Annotated in this window: 5 protein-coding genes and 1 pseudogene; 5 read left to right on the forward strand and 1 reads right to left on the reverse strand. The window is 64.8% G+C overall.

Translation table 11 applies throughout. The annotated features are described in order from the left end of the window. The first annotated feature begins 34 nt into the window (after nt 1–34). From NN2_RS04585 to NN2_RS04605, 5 genes and pseudogenes are all read left to right on the forward strand, one after another. Nucleotides 35–1,630 (forward strand): hypothetical protein, encoded by a 1,596-nt coding sequence (locus NN2_RS04585; protein ID WP_063010679.1) that lies wholly within the window; start codon nt 35–37, stop codon nt 1,628–1,630. An 855-nt stretch (nt 1,631–2,485) separates the two neighbouring features. Next, a pseudogene (locus NN2_RS04590) lies at nt 2,486–2,728 on the forward strand (amphi-Trp domain-containing protein); the annotation flags it as partial. Between the two features lie 1,495 nt (nt 2,729–4,223). Beyond that, a complete protein-coding gene (locus tag NN2_RS36070; RefSeq protein ID WP_082856743.1) occupies nt 4,224–4,985 on the forward strand; it encodes a class I SAM-dependent methyltransferase in 762 nt (253 codons plus the stop codon). Nucleotides 4,986–5,082: 97 nt separating this feature from the next. After that, on the forward strand, nt 5,083–20,976 hold the full coding sequence (locus tag NN2_RS04600) for a non-ribosomal peptide synthetase (protein ID WP_156511208.1): 15,894 nt from the start codon (nt 5,083–5,085) through the stop codon (nt 20,974–20,976). Nucleotides 20,977–21,007: 31 nt separating this feature from the next. Then, nucleotides 21,008–21,799, forward strand: coding sequence for an alpha/beta hydrolase family protein (locus NN2_RS04605; protein ID WP_063010687.1), 792 nt, complete (start codon nt 21,008–21,010; stop codon nt 21,797–21,799). A gap of 78 nt (nt 21,800–21,877) precedes the next feature. Here NN2_RS04605 and NN2_RS04610 read toward each other — a convergent pair whose 3' ends face one another. Next, on the reverse strand, nt 21,878–22,969 hold the full coding sequence (locus NN2_RS04610; protein ID WP_245658554.1) for an NAD(P)H-dependent amine dehydrogenase family protein: 1,092 nt from the start codon (nt 22,967–22,969) through the stop codon (nt 21,878–21,880). Between the last annotated feature and the right edge of the window lie 670 nt (nt 22,970–23,639).

The following is a 23,639-nucleotide window of genomic DNA, read 5'->3' on the forward strand; positions in this document are numbered from 1 at the left end:
TGTAGCCCATTTAGCCCGTAAAGGGTAGCACGCTGTGGCCATCGTTGAACATCCGGATCAGCAAGGTGTCACCGCCCGGATCCTCGAGATCACCTCCACGCGGGCACCCTGGCACCGTCGGCTATGGCGCGGTGGGACCATCCAGATGCTGCGCGAACTGCTGTCCGAAAGCGCTACCCCTGGTGTCTCTGCGGCTGCGATCGACGACCTGAAGAAGTACGTCCTGCACGCACTGTCCTCCGATCCAGGCATTGAGGATCGGGGCAACACCGGTCGCGGCACTGCGGTGCGGGCAGCGATCGGCGCGATCAAACCCGGAGTCACGTGCGAAAGTCATGCCTGGGTCACTCTTCGGGAACATGCGGAGCGCATGGACCGCTCCTATCTGACCACCTGGGCCCGCGAGTTCGACCGTGGCAAACCTCTGGATGTCGAGAGTGCTGCCAGACGCATCGCTGCACACATCCTCGATGCGGGCTACCACAAGAACAGCCTCTACAGCTGGACCCACGCGGCCCAACGCAACGACAACACCGCCACGTTCGCAGAGTTCCTGTCCGAGGCAGATGACCGCTTGCGCCGCCCCGAACGGCACTACACGTTCTGTGTGCCGGTCACCACCAAACCGCGTTTCCCCGTCACCGAGTCCACTGCTCCAGGCTGGCTGACTGCCCCGGATACTGCAATATGGAAGCGAACCTATGCCGGGTCGGCGCCTCCGATCCGGCACCAGGGAGCGTTCCTGATCACTGTCACCGCCATGGACATCAACTCGGCGGCAGAACGTACCCGATCCCGGATCGCCGACCTTGAGACGAAGTTCCACTTTGGGCACCGACCGCTGCGTATCGCCTCGCAGATGTGGTCGAAGGACAAGGGCGACGCCTTTCCGACGCAGTCGACAAATCGGATGCTCGACGTGCACGCGTTCGAGAATCTGGGGTGCCTGCAAGACCTCGACATGCCCGGATACATCACCAGTGCGCTCGCTCTGGTGCATCCAGTGCGCACGGGTGCCGCACACATCGCTGTCATGAGCGGATGGTCGGCGATTGAATCACTGCTGATCGGCCCGGCCGATGAGGGGGATGTAGTCGCGGCCAGACGGTTTGCACTGATTATCGCGGCCAGCATGCCGCGGGCCGAGCTCACTGCCTTGGCCTGGGAATACGCTCGGACACACAACGGTGCACTCGCGGCAGAGCTTACCGGATACGAGCAGAACATCGATCGCGCACGCAGATTTCAGATCCACCTGCGCTCGGGCGCACCCGTGACCTTGAACCATGAGATCGACCAGTTGGCTCTTGACAGGTTGCAACCTCTGTTGATCAATCCACGGCGAGAAGTCTCCAGGATCGCGGATATCCTCAACCGGGAGTTCGTCCGCCTCTACCGCAAACGAAATCTGATCGTGCACGGCGGACACACCCACAGCACGAACCTCCATGCCGTCACCGAAATGATGTCACCGCTGATCGGTGCCGGAATCGACCGGATCGTGCATGCCGGGTTGAAATTTGGAATCCGGCCCATTCAGTTGTCCGCAACGGCCGAGGCGAAGTTGCACTATCTGATTCCAGCAACTGCCGACAACCCGGGAAACCTCCTGGACCTGCTGGAACCGTGAGGGTTAGACCTAGGTGGTTTGCCCACAATAAGCAACATCTAGCATCCGGCCAAATTCGAAGTCGACTTCGATCGCCAGCCGCCGCATCAAGGATCGGCAGGTCATCGCCGTTCCCGTGTTCGAAATGCCCTGCCTTGGGCACGATTTATATGTGAGCGGTCAATGGATTCTGTGCAAGCGCATCGCAATCGTCAGATCTGGTACTCCCTCACCCGCGATGACCAGTCGTTTTCCGCCGCCGATGTTTTGCGTGTCCTGCTGAGGGCGCGAACCTGCGACAACAGCCCGGGCCCGCCCGGGGCGTCCACCGGATAGCCTGGTGTCGGCCGCCCGCCACGTCTCGGGCCCTCTTACACGTGTTGGCCTCAGGCGGCTCTGAGCCGACGAACCTCCACCGCACATCCACACGAGATCTGCTACTGTCCAATCCGTTGGAAGCATCTCCGATAGATGCGCTCATGCACGCGACCGGTCCAGCCGTAGCGCAGCGGGGCGACGAAATCCCCCCTCGCGCACCGTTTCCGGTCATCGGTGACACCTCCGGACGTCCGTGTGTTCGAGCGCACTCACCCACGCAGTGGACGACCAAGGACGCCCCCTCTGTCACCTGGGCATTTTCCGCAGAGATGCCGGAGCCCAATGCCACCGTTGGAAATTCCGCACCCTGCATGCCGCGGAGGTGCACTCGTCCTGCGCGCTACAGACCTTCTCCGACTCTTGCCTGTTGCGGCTGCGCACAATGCCGACAACCTCGCCGAAACCGGCACAGTCAAGCTTCCCGGTTCGATCCGACGCCGCCCTCGCACCAGCTATTGTTCAGTTATCGATCCGTCCCGCATCGAGGCAGGAGTTGTCGTGCCGAAGCTGGAGATCAACAGGAAGTCCGAACTGTCGCGTGAAGAAGTGGCCGAGCGGCTCATCGCGATCGGGCAGGCGCTTGCCGGTGGCTCCGAGGTGAAGCTGGGATCCGGCGGGGACACGATCGACATCGTCGTCCCCGAGCGCGTCCATGTGGAGCTCGAAATCGAGGTCGACGGCGACGAGACCGAAATAGAAATCGAGATCAGCTGGCGTGACGAGGCTACCGGTGATTCGACGATTTGAACCCGGCATGCCTGCTGTTCGTGCTTGCTGAACAGGACGAAGCGTCGACGGGCAACGTTCTCGCCGAGGAGGACGACGGCGAGTTGCGGCAGGGAGCGCTATGAGCAAACTCGGACAGCGAGCCATCGTCTGCGGGGCGAGTATGACCGGGCTGCTCGCCGCCCGGGTGTTGTCGGACTTCTACGAGGTGGTCACGCTCGTCGAGCGGGATCCGCTGCCGGACGGTCCTGAGCAGCGGCGAGGTGTGCCCCAGGCACGGCATTTTCATGCTCTGCTGAGTAGGGGATCGAACGTCCTGGATCAGCTGTTTCCCGGCGTGCTCGACGAACTCGTCGCCGCAGGCGCGAAAGTCCTGCCCAATGAGCCATCGCGGGTATACGTCCGGTTGGGCCGGCATGAGCTCGATGTCGCGGACAAGTTTGCCGACCCGGCATCGCTGGTCGTCTATCAACCCAGCCGACCATTCTTGGATTCCCATGTCAGGCGGCGAGTCCGCGCCATCGAGAATGTGAGAATTCTGGACAGCCATGCTGTCGTCGAGCCCACAACCGACCGCGACCGTCGGGTTACGGGCGCCCGGGTGGTCAACCGCTACACGGGTGAGGAATCCGTGCTGGATGCCGACTTGGTGGTCGATGCGATGGGCCGCTCGGGGCATACGCCGGCGTTCCTCGGCAATCTCGGCTGCGAGCGACCGATCGAGCAGAGCTACCCGGTGCATCTGAACTATGCCAGCCAATTTCTGCGGGTCCCCGCAGGCACGATCGGCGAGAAACTGGGTTTCTCGGTCAGTCCGCTGCCCGAACGACCGGCCGGAGTGGTGGCTGTGGCCTACGAGGGCGACACCTGGATCCTGACCTTGTTCGGCGTAGGCGGGTACAAACTCCCCCGTGACCTGTCCGGCGTGATCGAATGTGCCGCGCAATTCGCGCCACCCACTCTGATCGACGCGCTGCGGTCCGCTGAGCCGCTCGGCGGGGTGTCTGCGCAGCATTACCCGGCCAGCACATGGCGACGCTATGACAAGATGCGTCGATTCCCCCCGGGGCTGCTGGTGATGGGCGATGCGATCTGCAGCTTCAACCCCGTATATATGCAGGGCATGACCATGGCCGCGCTGCAGGCCGTCGCGCTGCACGACTGCCTGGCCGATCGCGACGGAGATGTGAGCCGGCGATTCTTCAAAGCGACCGCCAAACAGATCGGCCCGGTGTGGCGGGGAAATCGGTTCACCGATTTCACCGTGTCCCAGGGAGGTGGTTGGCGTCGGGTGCCGAGACACTTGGTGAACTGGCCCATAGACAAGGCACAGGCCGCCGCCGCGAACGATCCGGCCGTCGCCGAAGCGGTCCTTCGAGTGATGCACTTCGTCGACCCGCCGGCCCGGCTCGCGCGGCCCTCGTTCCTGATGCGGCTGGTCGCAGCCAACCGCCGAGCCGGAATGGCCACATCCACCGATAACGGTTCCCGCAGCGCGGGGGTGAACGCTATGACCACGAAGACCTTCGACATCAACCGCATGCCGCGCGGCGGACCGGATGCGTCGTGGCTGGACCGGCGGTTGGAAACCGATCGTCTGGAGTACCTCGACCGCGACGACGTCGACGATCGGAAGCGCAAGATAATTCGTTCTCTGGACCGCGGCGAACGGTTTTTCGGGATACATCGCAAGCTCGCGCGCATCGTGCTCGACGAGGTCACCGACGTGCGCGAGCCCAAGATCCTGGAACTCGGCTCCGGCCACGGTGGGCTGTCGCGCGCGCTGCTGGAGATGCATCCCACCGCCGACGTCACGGTCACCGACATCGAACCCGCCTCTGTCGCTGCCATCGCCGCAGGTGATTTGGGCAGTCATCCGCGGGCCACTGTGCGCGAGATGGACGCGACCGCCATCGACTCGCCCGACGGGTACTACGACCTCGCCGTGTTCGTGCAGTCCCTGCACCATCTGCCACCACCGCTGGCTGCCCGGGTGTTCGCGGAAGGCACCCGCGCCGCCGCGAAACTGCTGATCATCGACTTGTCGCGTCCGCCTTCGTTACTGCACCTCGTCATGCTGGCGCCGGCGCTGCCGTTGGTGATCTTTCCGTACTGGCACGACGCGTTGATCAGCTCGTTGCGCGCCTACGGCCCGTCGGCGCTGCGCGCGATGGCCCGGTACGCCGACCCGGCGATCACCCTCGAGTTGCGCAGGCAGGCAGCCGTTCTCCCCGGAAGCCCGCAGATCGCGGTGGCCAGTTCTGCCAGATGAACATTCGATTGAACCGATCGGCATCGGCGCTCGTGACCACGGCTATGGGTGCACTGTGCGCCATCGCGATCACCGCTACAGCCGGCATGAGATCTGGTTGCCAGAATTCGACGCTTCGAAGACCTACACGGAATTCGCCATCATGCTCAACTACGGTGTCCATCCGGAGGTGCTGGGGTCCTTAACCGCCGCTCAGAGGTCGATATGGGCTGCCCAGCAACTCCGGCCCGAAGTCCCTTACAACGTTGCCGTTTTCCTGGCGATCGATCACGACGTCGACGCCGAGAGGCTCATGGTTGCGTGCGAATCGGCGGCAACGCGGTTCGGCACACCGTGCGCGCGGCTATCCCTCGACGACGGCGAACCGGTTTTCGTAGTCGATCGCTCGTTTCCGCGGACCATTCGCTGTATCGATCTGCGCGCCGAGCGCGACCCGGTATCCGCTGCGCGCGGCTGGATGGACAACGACTACCGCCGGCCGATCGATCTGGTCCGTGACCGCCTCACCGAGTTTGCGCTGCTGCGCATCACCGACGATCTGTCGTATTTCTACCTGCGCACACACCACGTTCTCTTGGACGGGTACGGCGCCCACACCATGGTCCGGCACATCGCGGCCGTCTATTCGGGAGCAGCGCCCGAGACCGGCGAAGTCGACTTCTCCGAATTCGACCTGATCCGCAACGCGGATCAGAAGTATCAGCAGTCTTCGCGCAGTCGTGCCGATGCCGAGTACTGGAAAAACGTCGTGCGTGAACCTTCGGACATCACCGACCTGGGCGGCACGCGCAGGCCGGTGGCACCACGCCACCCGTTGGTTCGCGAACTTGTGTACACGCATCGATTCGAGGAGAACCGGCCTGTCCGACTCGATGTCGCAAGGGTTGTCGCGACAGTAGCGGTTTTCATCGCGAAAACCACAGGACAGCAAGATGTTTCGTTGTCTCTGCCGGTGTCGGCACGCACGACTGCGGCACTGAAAAGATGTACGGGCATGGTCTCGAACATGGTGCCGCTGCTCATTCGAGTCCATGACTGCGACACCATCGGCGCACTGACCGATCGGGTAGGCGAGTCCCTAGTCGGCGCGCTGCGGCACCAACAATTCCGGCGCTGGCCGGACCTGATCGCCCAGGCAACCCGACCCGACATGAACATCGAATTCGGCCCGGCGATCAACATTCTCGACTTCGCCACCCCGTTGCATTTCGGTTCTTCCGAAGTGACGTACAACGTATTGACCACCTATCCCATACAAGACTGCGCAATCAACATCTATCCGCAATTGGGTGATGGCACGCCGCGAATTCAGTTCATGTGGAATCCGGATCGGTACGCCGCCGACGACATCGCCAGGCACATAACCCGTCTGGAAATGCTTTTCGACCGCCTCGTGGTGGCGGACTCGTCGGTGACGGTGGGAGAGGTGTCGTTGCTGGCCACCGGTGAGCGCGATCTGGTGCTGTCGGTGTGGTCCGGTGCCCGGGTGGCGGCGCCCGTCGGGTTGGCGCCGCAGTTGCTGGCGGCGGCGGTGGCGGCCGGCCCGGACGCGCCGGCAGTCGTCGACGGTGCCCGGGAGGTGTCGTATCGCGAGCTCGATCGGTGGTCGACGAGGGTAGCGCGGGTGCTGATCGAGGAGGGCGTGGGCCCGGAGCGCGCGGTGGGTGTGGCGATGGATCGCCGTGTGGAGTTGGTGGTGGCATGGTGGGCGGTGGTCAAGGCCGGCGGGGTGTATGTGCCGCTGGATCCCGCCCATCCGGCCGAGCGAATCACCACGGTGCTGGACGCGGTGGGGGCGGTGTGCGTCTTGACCTACGGTTCCGACACGGTAGCCGGGGCCGCGGCGCGTCCGATAGTGCGCATCGACGCTCCGGATGTGTCCGGGCGGTCCGCGGAGGCGATCACGGACGCCGATCGGCCGGCTGGGCTGAGGGTGGACAACACCGCGTATGCGATGTTCACCTCGGGATCCACCGGCGCCCCCAAGGGGGTCGCGGTCAGCCATGCCGGTCTGCTGGGGTTGGCCGCGGCGCAGCGGGCGGTGTTCGGGCTGGGCGCAGGTGCACGGATTTCGATGGTGGCCGCGCCGAGTTTCGATGCGTCGATCTTCGATATGTTGTGGGCAGCCGGGTCGGCCGCGGCGCTGGTGGTGGCACCACCGCACGTGTATGCCGGGGAGGCGTTGACCGCTTTCCTGCAGGACCAGCAGGTCAGCGCGGCGGTGTTCACCCCGACGGTGCTGTCTTCGCTGGATCGGGCCCGGCTGGACCGGGTGGGCACACTGGTCACGACCGGGGAGGCCTGCCCGGAGGAGTTGGTGGCCGCCTGGGCTCCGGGACGGCAGATGTTCAACGGCTACGGACCCACCGAGACCACCATCGGCGCCACCCTTGCGCCCCTGTCGTCGAGGCACCCGGTGAGCATCGGCACCCCGATTCCAGGGATATGCGCGCTCGTGCTCGACGCGCGGCTGAACCCGACCCCGGTCGGGGTGGTGGGCGAGCTGTATCTGGGCGGGCCCGCGCTGGCGCGCGGCTACGTGGGCCGGCCGGAGTTGACCTCGGAGCGGTTCGTGGCCAACCCCTACGGGGACGCCGGGACGCGTGTGTATCGCACCGGTGACCTGGTGCGCTGGACCTCCACCGGCACCCTGATGTACGTGGGCCGCGCCGACACCCAGATCAAGCTGCGCGGGCAACGCATCGAACTCGCCGAAATCGAGAACACGCTGCTGGCCTGCCCACAGGTCACCCAGGCCGCCGCGACCATGCACCGGAGCAGCACCGGCGCCCACCTCATCGCCTACGTCACCCTCGATCACACCGCCACCGATCACGATGCCGACATCGTCGGACAGTGGCGGCATATGAACAACGAACTGTACGGCGCCGAGGTGGCGTCGTCGGAGTTCGGCATGGATTTCCGGGGCTGGAACAGCAGCTACACCGATGATCCGATTCCGCTCGAGGAGATGCTGGAGTGGCGTGCGGCCACGGTGGATCGGATCCTCGCGCTGCGGCCGCGGCGGGTGTTGGAGATCGGTGCGGGCTCCGGACTGGTGTTGTCACAGATCGCTCCGCGGTGTGAGCGCTATGTTGCCACCGACGTGTCAGCGGTGGCGATCGACAATCTCGCGCACTCGCTCGAGCAGTTGCGGATCCCGTGGCGTGACCGAGTCCAGCTGCTGACCCGTCCGGCTCACGTCACCGAGGCATTGCCGCGGGGCTACTTCGACACGATCATTCTCAACTCGGTCGTCCAGTACTTCCCCAATAAGGATTATCTGACCGAGGTGAGCGATGCCGCTCTGGATCTGCTGGCCCCAGGTGGGGCGATGTTCATCGGCGACGTCCGTAATCACACCCTGCAGGCAGCGTTTCACACGGCGGTCGCGCTGGCCCGCACCGCCACCACCGACGCCGCCGAGATCCGCCGGCAAGTCCGGCTCGCCGTGCTCAGCGAACCCGAATTGCTGCTGGCCCCCGAGTTCTTCACCGGCTGGGCCGCCGGTCGTCCGTCGGTGGCCGGAATCGACATACAGGTCGAACGCGGATCGGCCGACAACGAACTCAACAGGTACCGGTACGACGTCATCGTCCACAAAACGCCCACTCCGGTCCGCTCACTGGCAACAGCACCCTCTTGGGCATGGACCCGATTCGCAGGGCTGCGCGGACTGCACACCGAGCTGATCTCCCGACATCCCGCCACCGTGCGCATTACCGGCATCCCCCGTACCGGACTGATCACCGATGTCCGCATCGAACGCGCCCTCGCAGACGGCTTACCCCTGGCCGACGCACTCGCCCGGGCCGCCGCGACTTCCGACACCACTACACCCGAACAGCTGCACCGCTTGGGCGAAACCACCGGATACCACGTTGCGGTCACCTGGGGCGCCCAGCCCGGCACCCTCGATGCCGTTTTCCTCACCCCCATCGACCCCGACCGCCGGCACGCCCCACCGCTGACCGAGGTCTACCTGCCCACCACCGGAGACCATCGAATCACCACCCACGCCAATAACCCCCACACCAACACCGAGATCAACGCCGTCCGGCAGCGGTTGAGCGCGTGGTTGCCCGAGTACATGGTGCCGGCGCAGATTGTGGTGCTCGACGAGTTCCCGCTGACCTCCTCGGGCAAAATCGACCGTAAGGCCTTGCCGGCACCGATATTTGCCGCGACGCCCTTCCGGGCGCCGCAGACTCGGGTCGAGAAAATCGTCGCGGAGGTGTTCGCGGAGGTATTGGGTCGGGACCGAGCGGGGCTCGATGACGATTTCTTCGCCCTGGGTGGAAACTCGTTGACTGCAACCCGGGTGAGCGCGCGGCTGCAGTTCGCGCTGGGCAGAGAAGTGCCGGTGCGGTATCTGTTCGACGCGTCCACGGTCGAGGGTCTCGCCGACTATCTGCACTCGCATGGTGGCGGGCCCGCTCGCTCGCCGCTGCAGGCCATGCCGCGCCCCGAGCGCGTTCCGTTGTCGTATGCCCAGCAACGATTGTGGTTCATCGACCAACTACAAGGCCCCTCCCCCGTCTACAACATGCCGATCGCTTTCCGGATCACCGGGGAACTGGATATCGAAGCACTGGACGCAGCCCTCGACGACGTACTCGCCCGCCACGAATCACTGCGCACCACATTCCCCGCCACCGACGGCGTGCCAATCCAACAAGTACTGCCGGCCCGACCCGGAATGTGGCGACGCGACGGCCCCGCAGTACTACCGCTGCCCGAACAAGACATCGACGACGCCTTGGCCGAACTGGCCGAATACCGATTCGACCTCTCGACCGAAATCCCCATCCGCGCCCACATCTACTCGATAGAACCCCAACAACACATCGTCGCAATCGTATTGCACCACATCGCATTCGACGGATGGTCACCACTCCCGATGTCCCGCGACGTCAGCCACGCATACCGAGCCCGCCGACACCGCCACGCACCGCATCGGGCACCGCTGCCAGTGCAATACATCGACTACACACTCTGGCAACGCACCTGGCTCGGTGAACTACACGACCCCCACAGCCCCATCACCACCGAACTCGAGTACTGGGAACACACCCTCGCCGGAATGCCCGAACACCTCGAACTCCCCACCGACCGACCCTACCCACCAACCACCGACCACCACGGCGCGAGCCTGAAAGTCGAATGGCCCGCGGAATTGCAACAGCAGATCAACCGAACAGCGCGCGAACACAACGCGACCGGCTTCATGGTGATCCAGGCCGCCATCGCGGTCCTCCTGTCCACAATCAGCGCCAGCCCCGATGTGGCAATCGGATTCGCGGTCGCCGGCCGCGACGACCCCGCCCTCGACGAATTGGTCGGCTTCTTCGTCAACACCCTCGTCCTCCGAGTCGACCTGACCGGCGATCCCACCTTCACCGAGTTACTGACTCAGGTCCGGACACGCAGCCTGGAAGCGTTCGAGCACCAACACGTGCCGTTCGAGGTACTTGTCGAACGCCTCAACCCCGCCAGATCACTGGTGCATCATCCTCTCGTCCAAGTGCTGCTGGCCTGGCAGAACTTCGCCGAGAACACCGAATCCACCGCCGGGTTGCAGCTCGAGGACCTCGACGTCACCTCGCTTCCGTTGGACACCCACACCGCCCGCATGGACCTAGCGTTTTCCCTCGGGGAACGCTTCACCGACACCGGCGACTCCGCCGGACTTACCGGCACAGTGGAATTCCGCACCGACATCTTCGACGCCACCACCATCGATACACTCATCCAACGGCTGGAACGAACACTGATCGCCATCACCCGCGACCCGGGGCGGTCATTGTCGTCGGTGGACCTGCTCGACGAATCCGAACACACCCGGCTGGACGAACTCGGCAACCGCGCCGTACTGCACACGCACACACACTCGGCGACGTCGGTTCCCGAGTTGTTCGCCGCGCAAGTGGCCCGCACGCCCAACGCAACAGCACTGAGCTGCGGCGAAGACTCCTGGACCTACCGGCAGCTCGAGCAAGCCGCGAACCGGCTGGCACACCTGCTCACCGACCACGGGGTGGGTCCCGGATGCGTGGTCGGACTTCTGATGCAACGCACAGCACAAGCGATCACCGCGATAGCGGCAGTGCTCGAAACCGGGGCCGCCTACCTGCCCATCGATCCCGAACATCCAAGGGCACGAATCGAATTCATGCTCACCGACGCCACGCCCGTGGCCGTGATCACCACCGCCGACCTGGCCGGACGACTCGACGGAATCGACATACCGATCATCGATGTCAACGACCCGACCCTGGAAAGTCAACCCAGCACCGCACTACCGGCGCCACGCCCGGACACGATCGCCTACCTCATCTACACCTCCGGCACCACCGGGATCCCCAAAGGCGTAGCGACTACCCACCACAACGTCACCCAACTACTGACAACTCTGAACACCGGCCCCACATCCGCGCCGGAACAGGTGTGGGCACAGTGTCATTCGCTGGCCTTCGACGTCTCGGTGTGGGAAATCTGGAGCCCGTTACTCCACGGCGGACGATTGGTCGTGATCCCCGACTCGATCACCCTCTCCCCCGGCGACTTCCACGACCTTCTTGCCGCGGAACACGTCACCGTGCTGACCCAAACACCTACCGCCGCAGCAATGCTCACGCCAGAAGGCCTGGAACCGCTGACATTGATACTCGGCGGCGAACACTGCCCGGCCCAAGTGATAGACCAATGGGCGCCCATACACACGGTCATCAACGGCTACGGACCGACCGAAACCACCATGTGCGTGTCCTTGACCGCGCCATTGGCGCCGGGTTCAGGGACACCACCGATCGGTTCACCCGTGCCGGGTGCGGCGTTGTTCGTCCTCGACCGCCGGCTACGGCCGGTGCCGGTTGGTGTGACAGGTGAGTTGTATGTGGCCGGTGAGGGAGTCAGCTGCGGCTATCGGCGTCGCAGCGCGCTGACCGCGACACGGTTCGTGGCTTGCCCATCCGCCGCGCCCGGGGCCCGGATGTATCGCACCGGAGACCTGGTCCGCTGGGGAAGCGACGGCCAACTCCACTACGTGGACCGTGCCGACGAGCAAGTCAAAATCCGCGGATACCGCATCGAATGCGGCGAAATCCGCACCGCCCTAACACAACTCGACGGCATCGAACAAGCAGCCGTCATCGCCCGCGAAGACCACCCCGGAGACAAACGCCTCGTCGCCTACATCACCGGCACCGCAAACCCCGCCACGATACGCACCCAACTCGCCGAACACCTTCCCACCTACATGATCCCGGCGGCGGTGATGGCGGTGGCGGCGCTACCGCTGACGGTCAACGGCAAGCTCGACATCCGCGCCCTCCCGGCACCGGAGTACACCGCCGGCGGGTATCGCGCCCCGAGCACCCCCGTCGAGGAAATCCTCACCACCCTCTACGCTCGGATACTCGGACTCGACCACATCGGGGTCGACGACTCGTTCTTCGATCTCGGCGGAGATTCACTGTCGGCCATGCGCTTGATCGCCGCGATCAACACCACGCTCGACACCGACCTCTCGGTGCGCACCGTATTCGACACACCCACTGTTGCCAGGCTGGCCCTCGGTATCGATGGTGCGGGTTCGAGCCGATCCCCACGACTGGTACCTGTCGAACGCCCCGAGCGCGTTCCGTTGTCGTATGCCCAGCAACGATTGTGGTTCATCGACCAACTACAGGAAGCCTCCCCCGTCTACAACATGCCCATCGCATTCCGGATCACCGGGGAACTGGACGTCGAAGCACTGGACGCAGCCCTCGACGACGTACTCGCCCGCCACGAATCACTGCGCACCACATTCCCCGCCACCGACGGCGTGCCAATCCAACAAGTACTGCCGGCCCGACCCGGAATGTGGCGACGCGACGGCCCCGCAGTACTACCGCTGCCCGAACAAGAAATCGACGACGCCTTGGCCGAACTGGCCGAATACCGATTCGACCTCTCGACCGAAATCCCCATCCGCGCCCACATCTACTCGATAGAACCCCAACAACACATCGTCGCAATCGTATTGCACCACATCGCATTCGACGGATGGTCACCACTCCCGATGTCCCGCGACGTCAGCGACGCATACCGAGCCCGCCGACACGGCCACGCACCGCATCGGGCACCGCTGCCAGTGCAATACATCGACTACACACTCTGGCAACGAACCTGGCTCGGTGAACTGCGGGACCCGCACAGTGCTATCGCTGTCGAGCTGGCGTTCTGGGAACAGGCCCTGGCCGGGATGTCCGAACACCTCGAGCTCCCCACCGACCGACCCTACCCACCGACCCCCGACCACCACGGCGCCGGCCTGAAAGTCGAATGGCCGGCGAGACTGCAGCAGCAGATCGACCGGACAGCGCGCGAACACAACGCGACCGGCTTCATGGTCATCCAGGCCGCCCTGACAGTGCTGTTGTCGAAGATCAGCGCCGACCCCGACGTAGCGGTCGGCTTTGCCGTCGCCGGTCGTGATGATCCCGCCCTCGACGAGTTGGTCGGCTTCTTCGTCAACACCCTCGTCCTCCGAGTCGACCTCACCGGGGATCCCACCTTCAACGAGCTACTCACCCAAGTCCGCACCCGCAGCCTGGAAGCGTTCGAACACCGGCACGTCCCGTTCGAGGTACTGGTGGAACGACTCAATCCGGCCAGATCATTGACACATCACCCGCTGATCCAGGTTCTGCTCGCATGGCAGAACTTCACCGGAAACAACGATCCAGCAGCCGGTTTGGCGCTGGAAGACCTCCAGGTCACCTCGCTTCCGTTGGATACTCACAGCGCCCGCATGGACATAGCGTTTTCGCTCGGCGAACGCTTCACCGATACCGGCGACCCCGCCGGACTCGGCGGAGCGGTGGAATTCCGCACCGACATCTTCGACACCACCACCATCGAAACACTCGTCGACCGGTTGGAACGAACACTGAACGCCGTCACCACCAACCCGGAACAACCACTGTCATCGATAGACCTGCTCGACGAGACCGAACACACCCGGCTGGACGAGATCGGCAACCGTACCGTATTGCGTACGCGCACACCATCGATGAAGTCGGTACCGGAACTGTTCGCCGAACAGGTCGCCCGCACCCCCAACGCAACAGCATTGAGCTGCGGCGATCGTTCATACAGTTACCGGCAACTGGACGAGGCGGCGAACCGGCTGGCGCATCTGCTCAGCGGCCACGGTGTGGGTCCCGGATGCGTGGTCGGGCTACTGATGCAACGCTCGGCACAAGCCATCACCGCCATCACCGCGGTACTCGAGACGGGGGCCGCCTACCTGCCCATCGATCCCGAACACCCAAGAGCACGAATCGAATTCATGATTGCCGACGCCACACCCGCGGCCGTCATCACCACCGCCGACCTGGCCGGACGACTCGACGGAATCGACATACCGATCATCGATGTCGACAACCCCGCAATCGACACCCAACCCAGAAGCCCACTACCGCCACCGCGCCCGGACACCATCGCCTACCTCATCTACACCTCCGGCACCACCGGGGTGCCCAAAGGCGTGGCCACCACCCACCGCAACATCACCCAACTACTGACGACCCTGGACACCGGCCCTACACCCGCCTCCGAACAGGTATGGGCGCAATGCCATTCGCTCGCCTTCGACATTTCGGTGTGGGAAATCTGGTCCCCGCTACTCCACGGCGGCCGACTGGTCGTCATACCCGACACGACCACCCTCTCCCCCACCGGCTTTCACGATGCGCTTGCCGCCGAACACGTCACGGTGTTGACCCAAACACCTACTGCGGCAGCAATGCTCACGCCACGAGACCTGGAACCGCTGACCCTGATACTCGGCGGTGAAACCTGCCCCGCCCGAGTGATAGACCAATGGGCGCCCGCACACACGGTGATCAACGGCTACGGACCCACCGAGACCACCATGTGCGTCACCCTCACTCCACCTTTGACACCCGGATCCGGAACTCCGCCGATCGGGGCACCAGTAGCCGGGGCAGCGTTGTTCGTCCTCGATAACCGACTACAGCGCGTGCCGATCGGCGTCACCGGCGAACTGTACGTCGCCGGCGCGGGAGTCGCCTGCGGATACTGGCGGCGCACCGCACTGACCGCGACGCGATTCACCGCCTGCCCATTCGGGCAGCCCGGGACACGCATGTACCGCACCGGCGACCTCGTCCGCTGGGGACACGACGGTCAGCTGCGATATGTGGCCCGCGCCGACGAGCAGGTCAAAATCCGCGGATATCGTATCGAGTGCGGCGAAGTCCGGGATGCCCTGACCGGATTGGACGGGGTGGAACAGGTGGCAGTGATCGCCCGCGAAGACAACCCCGGAGACAAGCGGCTGGTCGCCTACATCACCGGCACGGCAAACCCCACCGACATACGCACCCAACTCGCCGAACGACTTCCCGCCTACATGATCCCCGCGGCAGTCATGACACTGCCCGCACTACCACTGACCGTCAACGGCAAACTCGACACCCGTGCCCTCCCGGCACCCGAATACGCGGCGAGCGGGTATCGCGCCCCGAGCACCCCAGTCGAGGAAATACTCACCACTATCTACGCCCACACACTCGGACTCGACCACGTCGGCATCGACGACTCGTTCTTCGACCTCGGCGGAGACTCACTATCGGCGATGCGCCTGATCGCCGCGATCAACACCACACTCGACACAGACCTCTCGGTACGCACCGTCTTCGACACACCCACCGTTGCCCGGCTGGCCTCCGGGATCGGTCGCGCGGGTTCGAGCCGACTCCCACGACTGACACCCGTCGAACGGCCCCCGGTAATTCCGTTGTCGTATGCCCAGCAACGATTGTGGTTCATCGACCAACTGGAGGGCCCCTCCCCGCTCTACAACGTGGCGGCGGCGTTGCGGTTGAGCGGTGGGCTCGATGTCGAGGCGCTGCGTGCAGCGCTGGCCGATGTGGTGGGCCGGCATGAAAGCCTCCGCACGGTGTTCGGCACGGTCGAGGGGACGCCCCGGCAGGTGGTTATCCCCGTCGAGCGGGTCGATTTCGGGTGGGAGGTTGTCGATGCGACCGGGTGGTCGGGCACCCAGCTGGACGCGGCGGTCAACGCGGCGGCATGCTACCCGTTCGACTTGTCGGCCGAAATTCCCTTGCGGGCAAAGCTTTTCGAAGTTGCCGATCGAGAACACGTGCTGGTGATCGTGATGCACCATATCGCTGCTGACGGCTGGTCGCTGAGGCCGCTGGCCGCCGATTTGAGTGTGGCGTATGCCGACCGGTGCGCGGGCCGAGCGCCGGATCGGTCGCCGTTGGCGGTGCAATACATCGACTACACACTCTGGCAACGCACCCAACTCGGCGACCTACACGACCCCCACAGCCCCATCACCACCGAACTCGAGTACTGGGAACACACCCTCGCCGGAATGCCCGAACACCTCGAACTCCCCACCGACCGACCCTACCCACCAACTACCGACCACCACGGCGCCACCGTAGAAATCGACTGGCCCCCCGAACTACAACAACAAATCAGCCGGATCGCACGCCGGCACAACGCGACCAACTTCATGGTCATCCAAACCGCGCTGACAGTGCTGTTGTCGAAACTCAGCGCCAACTCCGATGTGGCAATCGGATTCGCGGTCGCCGGCCGCGACGACCCCGCCCTCGACGAATTGGTCGGCTTCTTCGTCAACACCCTGATACTGCGAGTCGACCTGACCGGGGATCCCACCCTCACCGAGCTACTCACCCAAGTCCGCACCCGCAGCCTCGAAGCCTTCGAACACCAACACGTGCCCTTCGAAGTCCTGGTCGAACGACTCAACCCAGCCAGATCACTGAGGCATCACCCCCTCATCCAAGTGCTGCTGGCCTGGCAGAACTTCACCGGAAACAACGACCCCGCAGCCGGCTTGATATTGGACGACCTCCAGATCAGCTCGCTCCCGGTGGATACCCACACCGCCCGCATGGACCTAGCGTTTTCCCTCGGCGAACGCTTCACCGACAACGGCGAACCGGCCGGACTCACCGGCGCAGCGGAATTCCGCACCGACATCTTCGACACCACCACCATCGAAACACTCATCCAACGGCTCGAACGAACACTGACCGAACTGACCCGCGACCCGGGACAACCACTGTCATCAGTGGACCTGCTCGACGAATCCGAACACACCCGGCTGGACGAAATCAGCAACCGCGCCGTATTGCGTACGCGCACATCATCCGCGATGTCCATTCCGGCATTGTTCGCCGCGCAAGTGGCCCGCACGCCCAACGCAACAGCACTCAGCTGCGGCGAAGACTCCTGGACCTACCGGCAACTCGAGCAAGCCGCGAACCGGCTGGCACACTTGCTCACCGACCACGGGGTGGGTCCCGGATGCGTGGTCGGACTGCTGATGCAACGCTCGGCACAAGCCATCACCGCCATCACCGCGGTACTCGAGACAGGGGCCGCCTACCTGCCCATCGATCCCGAACACCCAAGAGCACGAATCGAATTCATGCTCACCGACGCCACACCCGCGGCCGTCATCACCACCGCCGACCTGGCCGGACGACTCGACGGAATCGACATACCGATCATCGATGTCGACGACCCCGCAATCGACACCCAACCCAGAAGCTCACTACCGCCACCGCGCCCGGACACCATCGCCTACCTCATCTACACCTCCGGCACCACCGGGACCCCCAAAGGCGTAGCGACTACCCACCACAACGTCACCCAACTACTGACAACACTGAACACCAGCCCCACACCCGCGGCGAAACAAGTCTGGGCACAATGCCATTCGCTCGCCTTCGACGTCTCCGTATGGGAAATCTGGAGCCCGCTACTCCACGGCGGACGACTGGTCGTCATACCGGACTCGATCACCCTCTCCCCCAACGACTTCCACGACATCCTCGCTGCCGAACACGTCACGGTATTGACCCAAACACCCACCGCCGCAGCGATGCTCACGCCACACGACCTGGAACCTCTGACACTGATACTCGGCGGTGAAACCTGCTCCGCCCAGGTAGTAGACCGCTGGGCACCCGAACACACAGTCATCAACGGCTACGGACCCACCGAAACCACCATGTGCGTCACCCTCACCCCACCCTTGACACCTGAATCCGGAACACCACCGATCGGCTCACCGGTATCCACAGCAGCACTCTTCGTGCTGGATGAACGGCTACGGCCGGTTCCGGTGGGTGTGCCCGGCGAGTTGTATGTAGCCGGCGACGGAGTCAGCTGCGGGTATTGGCGCAGACCCACGTTGACCGCGACGCGGTTCGTGCCCTGCCCGTTCGGAGGAACCGGCACACGCATGTACCGCACCGGAGACCTGGTCCGCTGGGGAAGCGACGGCCAACTCCACTACGTGGACCGCGCCGACGAACAAGTCAAAATCCGCGGATACCGCATCGAATGCGGCGAAATCCGTACCGCCCTAACACAACTCGACGGCATCGAACAAGCAGCCGTCATCGCCCGCGAAGACCACCCCGGAGACAAACGCCTCGTCGCCTACATCACCGGCACCGCGAACCCCACCGACATACGCAACCGACTCACCCGACAACTCCCCACCTACATGATCCCCGCCGCAATCATGACTCTTCCCGCACTACCGCTGACCGTCAACGGCAAACTCGACACCCGCGCCCTACCGGCACCCGAATACACCACCGGCAAATACCGTGCCCCCACCAATCCCACAGAAGAAATCCTCACCACCATCTACGCCCACACACTCGGACTCGACCACGTCGGCATCGACGACTCGTTCTTCGACCTCGGCGGAGACAGCATTTCATCGATGCAGGTGGTGGCGCGGGCCCAAACGGCCGGTCTCGTGTTCAGGCCGCGCGATATCTTCGTCGAGCAGACCGTTGCACGCCTGGCCGAGGTGGCGGAGGTGGCCGGCAGTGCCGACGGCCCGATCGACGACGGTGTCGGGCAGGTGGTCGCGACCCCGATCATGCGCTGGCTGCACAGTGTTCACGGCCCGATCGAGCAGTTCAATCTGATGGCGTTACTGCAGGCGCCCGCGGAGGTCACCGAGACCGACGTGGTGGTGATGGTGCAGGCCTTGCTGGATCGGCATGCCATGCTGCGGCTCCGCGTCGACGACGACGGCGCCGGTGGGTGGTCGCTGCGGGTGTCCGAGGCGGGGTCGGTGGATGCGAGCGCTTGTCTGCAAGCGGTCGACGAGTTGTCCGATGAGGAGCTGACGAAGGCGCAATCTCGGTTGAATCCGGCCGCCGGGGTGATGCTCAGCGCGCTGTGGGTTGCGTCCACCCGCCAGTTGGTGCTGATAGTGAACCATCTGGCCGTCGACGTGGTCTCGTGGCGGATTCTGCTGGACGACCTCAACATCGCCTGGGCGCAACACCGTGCGGGGCAACAGGTCACGTTGCCGACAGCCGGGACGTCGTTCGCCCGGTGGGCATCGCTGCTGGCCGAGTACGCGCACCGCCCGGAAATCGCCGGGCAGGCGGCCGCTTGGAGGAAGGTGGCGGCGATCCCCGCCGCGATCCCGCCGGTGCAGCCCGAGGATACGTTCGCCACCGCCGAGCACATGGAGGTGTCACTGGACGCCGAAACCACCCGCACGATCCTCGGTGAGGTGCCGGCCGCGTTCGATGCCGGGGTACACGAGATCCTGCTGATCGCGTACGCCTTGGCGTGGACGGAGTTTTCGGGCAGCGGCAGCACGCCGATCGGCATCGACGTCGAGGGCCACGGGCGCGAGGAGGAGCTGGCCCCCGATGTCGACCTGTCGCGCACCGTGGGATGGTTCACGACCAAATACCCGGTGTCGCTGGCGGTGGGTGGGCTCTCGTGGGCGCAGGTAGCGGCTGGCGAGACAGCGCTGGGTGTGGTGATCCGTGACGCCGAGGAGCAACTTCGTGCGCTCCCGAACCCAGTGACCTACGGTCTGCTGCGCTACCTGAACACCGATGTCGACCTGGGCGGCTCCGACCCGCCGATCGGATTCAACTATCTGGGGCGCCTGGGCGTGCCGGTGCTCGACGCTTCGGCTGAGGATGATGTCTGGCGGCTCGGCTATTGGGGTTCGTTGTTCACCGACAACGGCAACGCCGGTCGCGCGATGCCACTGGCGCACACCGCGGCCGTCAATGCGGTCACCGTCGACAGCGACGGCGGCCCGCGCCTGCACGCCCAGTGGACATGGGCGCCATCCAAGCTCGATCGCGCGGCGATGACGGAGCTCAGCCGGCTGTGGTTCGAAGCCCTCGGTGGTATCTGCGCGTATGTGCGACACGGTGGGACCACGTCGACACCTTCCGATACCGCTCCCGCGCAGCAGAGTCAGCACGTCGATGCCGAGAAGAAGGCCGAGAACAAGCCCGGGAAAAAGCGTCTCAGCTACGCGGACTACCTTCACCTCGACGAGCTGCTCGGCGCTGTTCAGCCGTTGTTCGCGGGCGACGACCGTTTTGCTTGGAGCGACGAGAGGTACTTCCTGGTCGTCCACCAGACCTCCGAACTGTGGGTTTCGCAGATCCTGCTCGACCTCGAGCTCGCGCTGCAGTCCGCCCGTCTGGCGGAGTTCGACAACGCGGTCGATCGGTTGAAGCGTGCCAATGCCGTGCTCGAACTGATGCTGACGACAGAGAGCGCCCTACAGCATCTCGCGGTGGACGCCTTCCAGCAGTTCCGGCCTCGATTGCAGGGAGTGAGCGCGGCACAGTCGGACCAGTTGGCGACCTTGCTGGCCGGCGTTCGCCACGCTCCCGTGGCAGCTCTGCTGGAGATCGTGGCCGACCGGCACGACGACGACAGCACCCACCGCCGGCAGCGCCGCTATCTGGGCGCGCAGCTCGATGTGTTCATCGCCGGCCTCACGCGCTGGCGACTGAACCATCTGGACGTCGTCCGCCGCTTCATCGGCAACAGCCGGGGCACCGGGGGCACTGTCGGGCTCGGCTTCCTGATCGATCGCTTGCGTGATTCTTCGCGGCCGTCGTAGGACTCGCTGGTCGCTCTGAGAGAGGTGTGGAATGCCGACACGTGCGTTGGTGCGCTACGGCACCCACCCGAGCCAGCACGGCACGCTCGGCCTTCCCGACTGCCCCGGCCGCTGGCCCGTTGCCGTGGTCATCCATGGCGGATTCTGGCGAACGGCCTACGGTGCCGACCTGACCTCCGAGCCGGCCGAGGATCTGGCACGACACGGCTTCGCCGCCTGGAACATCGAATATCGGAGAGTGGGCGGCGACCCGGACCGCGGCGGCGGCGGTTGGCCGGCCACCTGTCTCGACGTTGCCGCCGCCGTCGACCGGCTCGCCACGATCGGCCGGACCCTGGAAGTCGGCAGTCTCGACCTGTCACGAGTCGTCGCGATCGGGCATTCGGCGGGAGGTCAGCTGGCCGGCTGGCTGGCCGGTCGAGGATCGCTGCCCGCCGATTCTCCCGGAGCCTCGCCCCTTGTGCCGCTGACCGGGTTCGTCAGCCAGGCAGGAGTTTTGGACCTCGAGCTCGCGCTGAAGGAGGACCTGGGCTCCGGAGCCATCCGAAACTTCCTGGGCGCCTGGGCCGACGACCCCGCGGCCCGGTCGCTGGCTTGTCCCAGCGCATTGCTTCCGATGGGCGTCCCCTCGATGTGCGTGCACGGCACCGCTGATGACGACGTGCCACTCAGCCAGTCGCAACGCTTCGTCGCCACAGCCCGACGGGCCGGGGACGACTCCCGGCTACTGGTGCTCCCCGGCACCGACCACTACGCACTCATCGACGTCACGTCCTCCGCGTGGGCGGCCTGCCGCGCGGCGGTCATGGATTTGGCGCGCTGAAGCTCGCCACCCCCTCGCAACCCGCCGAATGACCTGTGCCCGATGCCCTTCCATCCCGAAGCGGGGCGCGCCGGGTGCTCAGGACGTCCGCGTCGCGCGGGCGCCCTTGCTGGCGAGGGCGGAGACCGGGAGGTCGAGGATGGTGCGGAAGCCGGGCTCGGCCGCGACGACCGCGGACACAGCGTTGCAGGCCATGGCCACTGTCGACAGGAAACTCTCGTAGCCGCCCGGTGCGATCACCTCGATAGTCTGCTCGCGGCCGACGAGGGTGAGGGAATCACCGCGGGCCACATCGTCGTCGGGCTCGAAAATGCCGAAGTGCGTGGCGAATTCGATGACCGGCTCGCCGGCCCGAATTCCCCGCGCCCGATGGACGACGCCCGCGACGGTGCCGGCCGGGACGGCGACGTGCTCGCCCGCCCTGTCGGCGCCCGCGACGAGGTGACGCTCCACGGGGTCCACCTCGATGCTGTCGAGTTCCCACTCGAGGCCACGCGCCAGCGCGGCGATGCTCTGGTCGAATCCGACATGCCCCATCACCCGGCCCGACCGCTGCCGCGCGTCGAACTCGTCCGGGGTCAGCCCGAGGCCGAACTTCTGCAGAATGGCGCCGTAGCGACTCATATCCGCGGTCCGACGCACCGATACGCGCTGGACCTCGGTGGTGAGCCCGCTGAGCACCAGCGGCAGCGTGTCCATCAGCATGCCGGGGTTGCAGCCGGTGCCCAGTACGGAGACGCCGTGCTCCCGCGCGACCCGGTCGAGGCGAGCCACGATCTCGGGGTGGCTCAGGCTCGGCTCGCGAAGCTCCTCGCAGATGGAGACCACGTTCATCCCCCGCTCGAGGAGCGCCGTGATCGTGGGCTCGATTCCCTCCAGCCACGACGACGTGGCGACGACGGCCACATCGGCGCGCGGCAGCTCCGCGGCCGACGAGACGACCGGCACCGCGGGTGCGCGCGCGACCAGCGACACCAGATCGACGCCCGAGAGCGCCGGCCGGATATCCAGCGCCCCCACCAACACGCAATCCTCGCGGGGGACGAGGGATTCGACGATGGCGAGACCGGTAGCGCCGAGACCGACGACCACCACCTCCAGCCCGACCCGCTCAGCCCGCATCATGCGTTCGGCGAACTGCTCGTACGTGAGGGTTGCCAGAGCGCTCATGGCACTCCTTTCTGAGTTGGGTGTGAGGTCACGCATGCCCGTGCAGCTTCTCGAGCTCCTCGGCGGTCGTCTCGTGGTGGACGCGAGCAGGCCCAGAGCGCGAATCAGACGAATGATTCATTTGACTTTATCAGTTGATCAGACTTCGCCGAAGTGCAGCATTCGCTTCGAACGCGGCACGTTCCGAGGTGTTGACCCGTGTCATTTGCTTTGGCTACTCTCGATGATCATATGACTTAGTCGCATGAATATTCCGGCGTCCACGTCGGCATTCGTCCGGTTTCAAAGCAAGCGCGTCATGCGTGGCGAACCACCTTTTTGCCGCGCCTTCCGTGTGAGCGGTTGTTTCACGATCCTGCGAGCTGCGCTTTTCCGCCCGGCGTGCGTGGACGCAACGGCCATCGAGAACAGGAACAACGAGGGATATCGATATGGAAGACCCCAGCCGGACGGCCGGTGCAGCATCAACGCTGTCGACGCTCGTCGTAGGGCAACAAACGCGGGAAGTGCTCGACCACTTCGGCTCCTGCCCCGAATGTGGTTATGCCGCAAACGCATTCATGAATGTCACCTACTATGCCGACGGCAGGACCACCGTAACCACACGCGGAACGGGCGGGCTTCCCTGCGGTTGGACCGGACCCACCGAGGTCACCAAAATGACCGGACC

This window comes from Nocardia nova NBRC 15556, assembly GCF_001613005.1.
Taxonomy (GTDB): Bacteria; Actinomycetota; Actinomycetes; order Mycobacteriales; family Mycobacteriaceae; genus Nocardia; species Nocardia nova.

Coding starts and splice junctions, on each gene's coding strand:
- NN2_RS04605 (WP_063010687.1), top strand. CDS start 21,008: ATGCCGACACGTGCGTTGGTGCGCTACGGCACCCACCCGAGCCAGCAC.
- NN2_RS36070 (WP_082856743.1), top strand. CDS start 4,224: ATGACCACGAAGACCTTCGACATCAACCGCATGCCGCGCGGCGGACCG.
- NN2_RS04610 (WP_245658554.1), bottom strand. CDS start 22,969: ATGAGCGCTCTGGCAACCCTCACGTACGAGCAGTTCGCCGAACGCATG.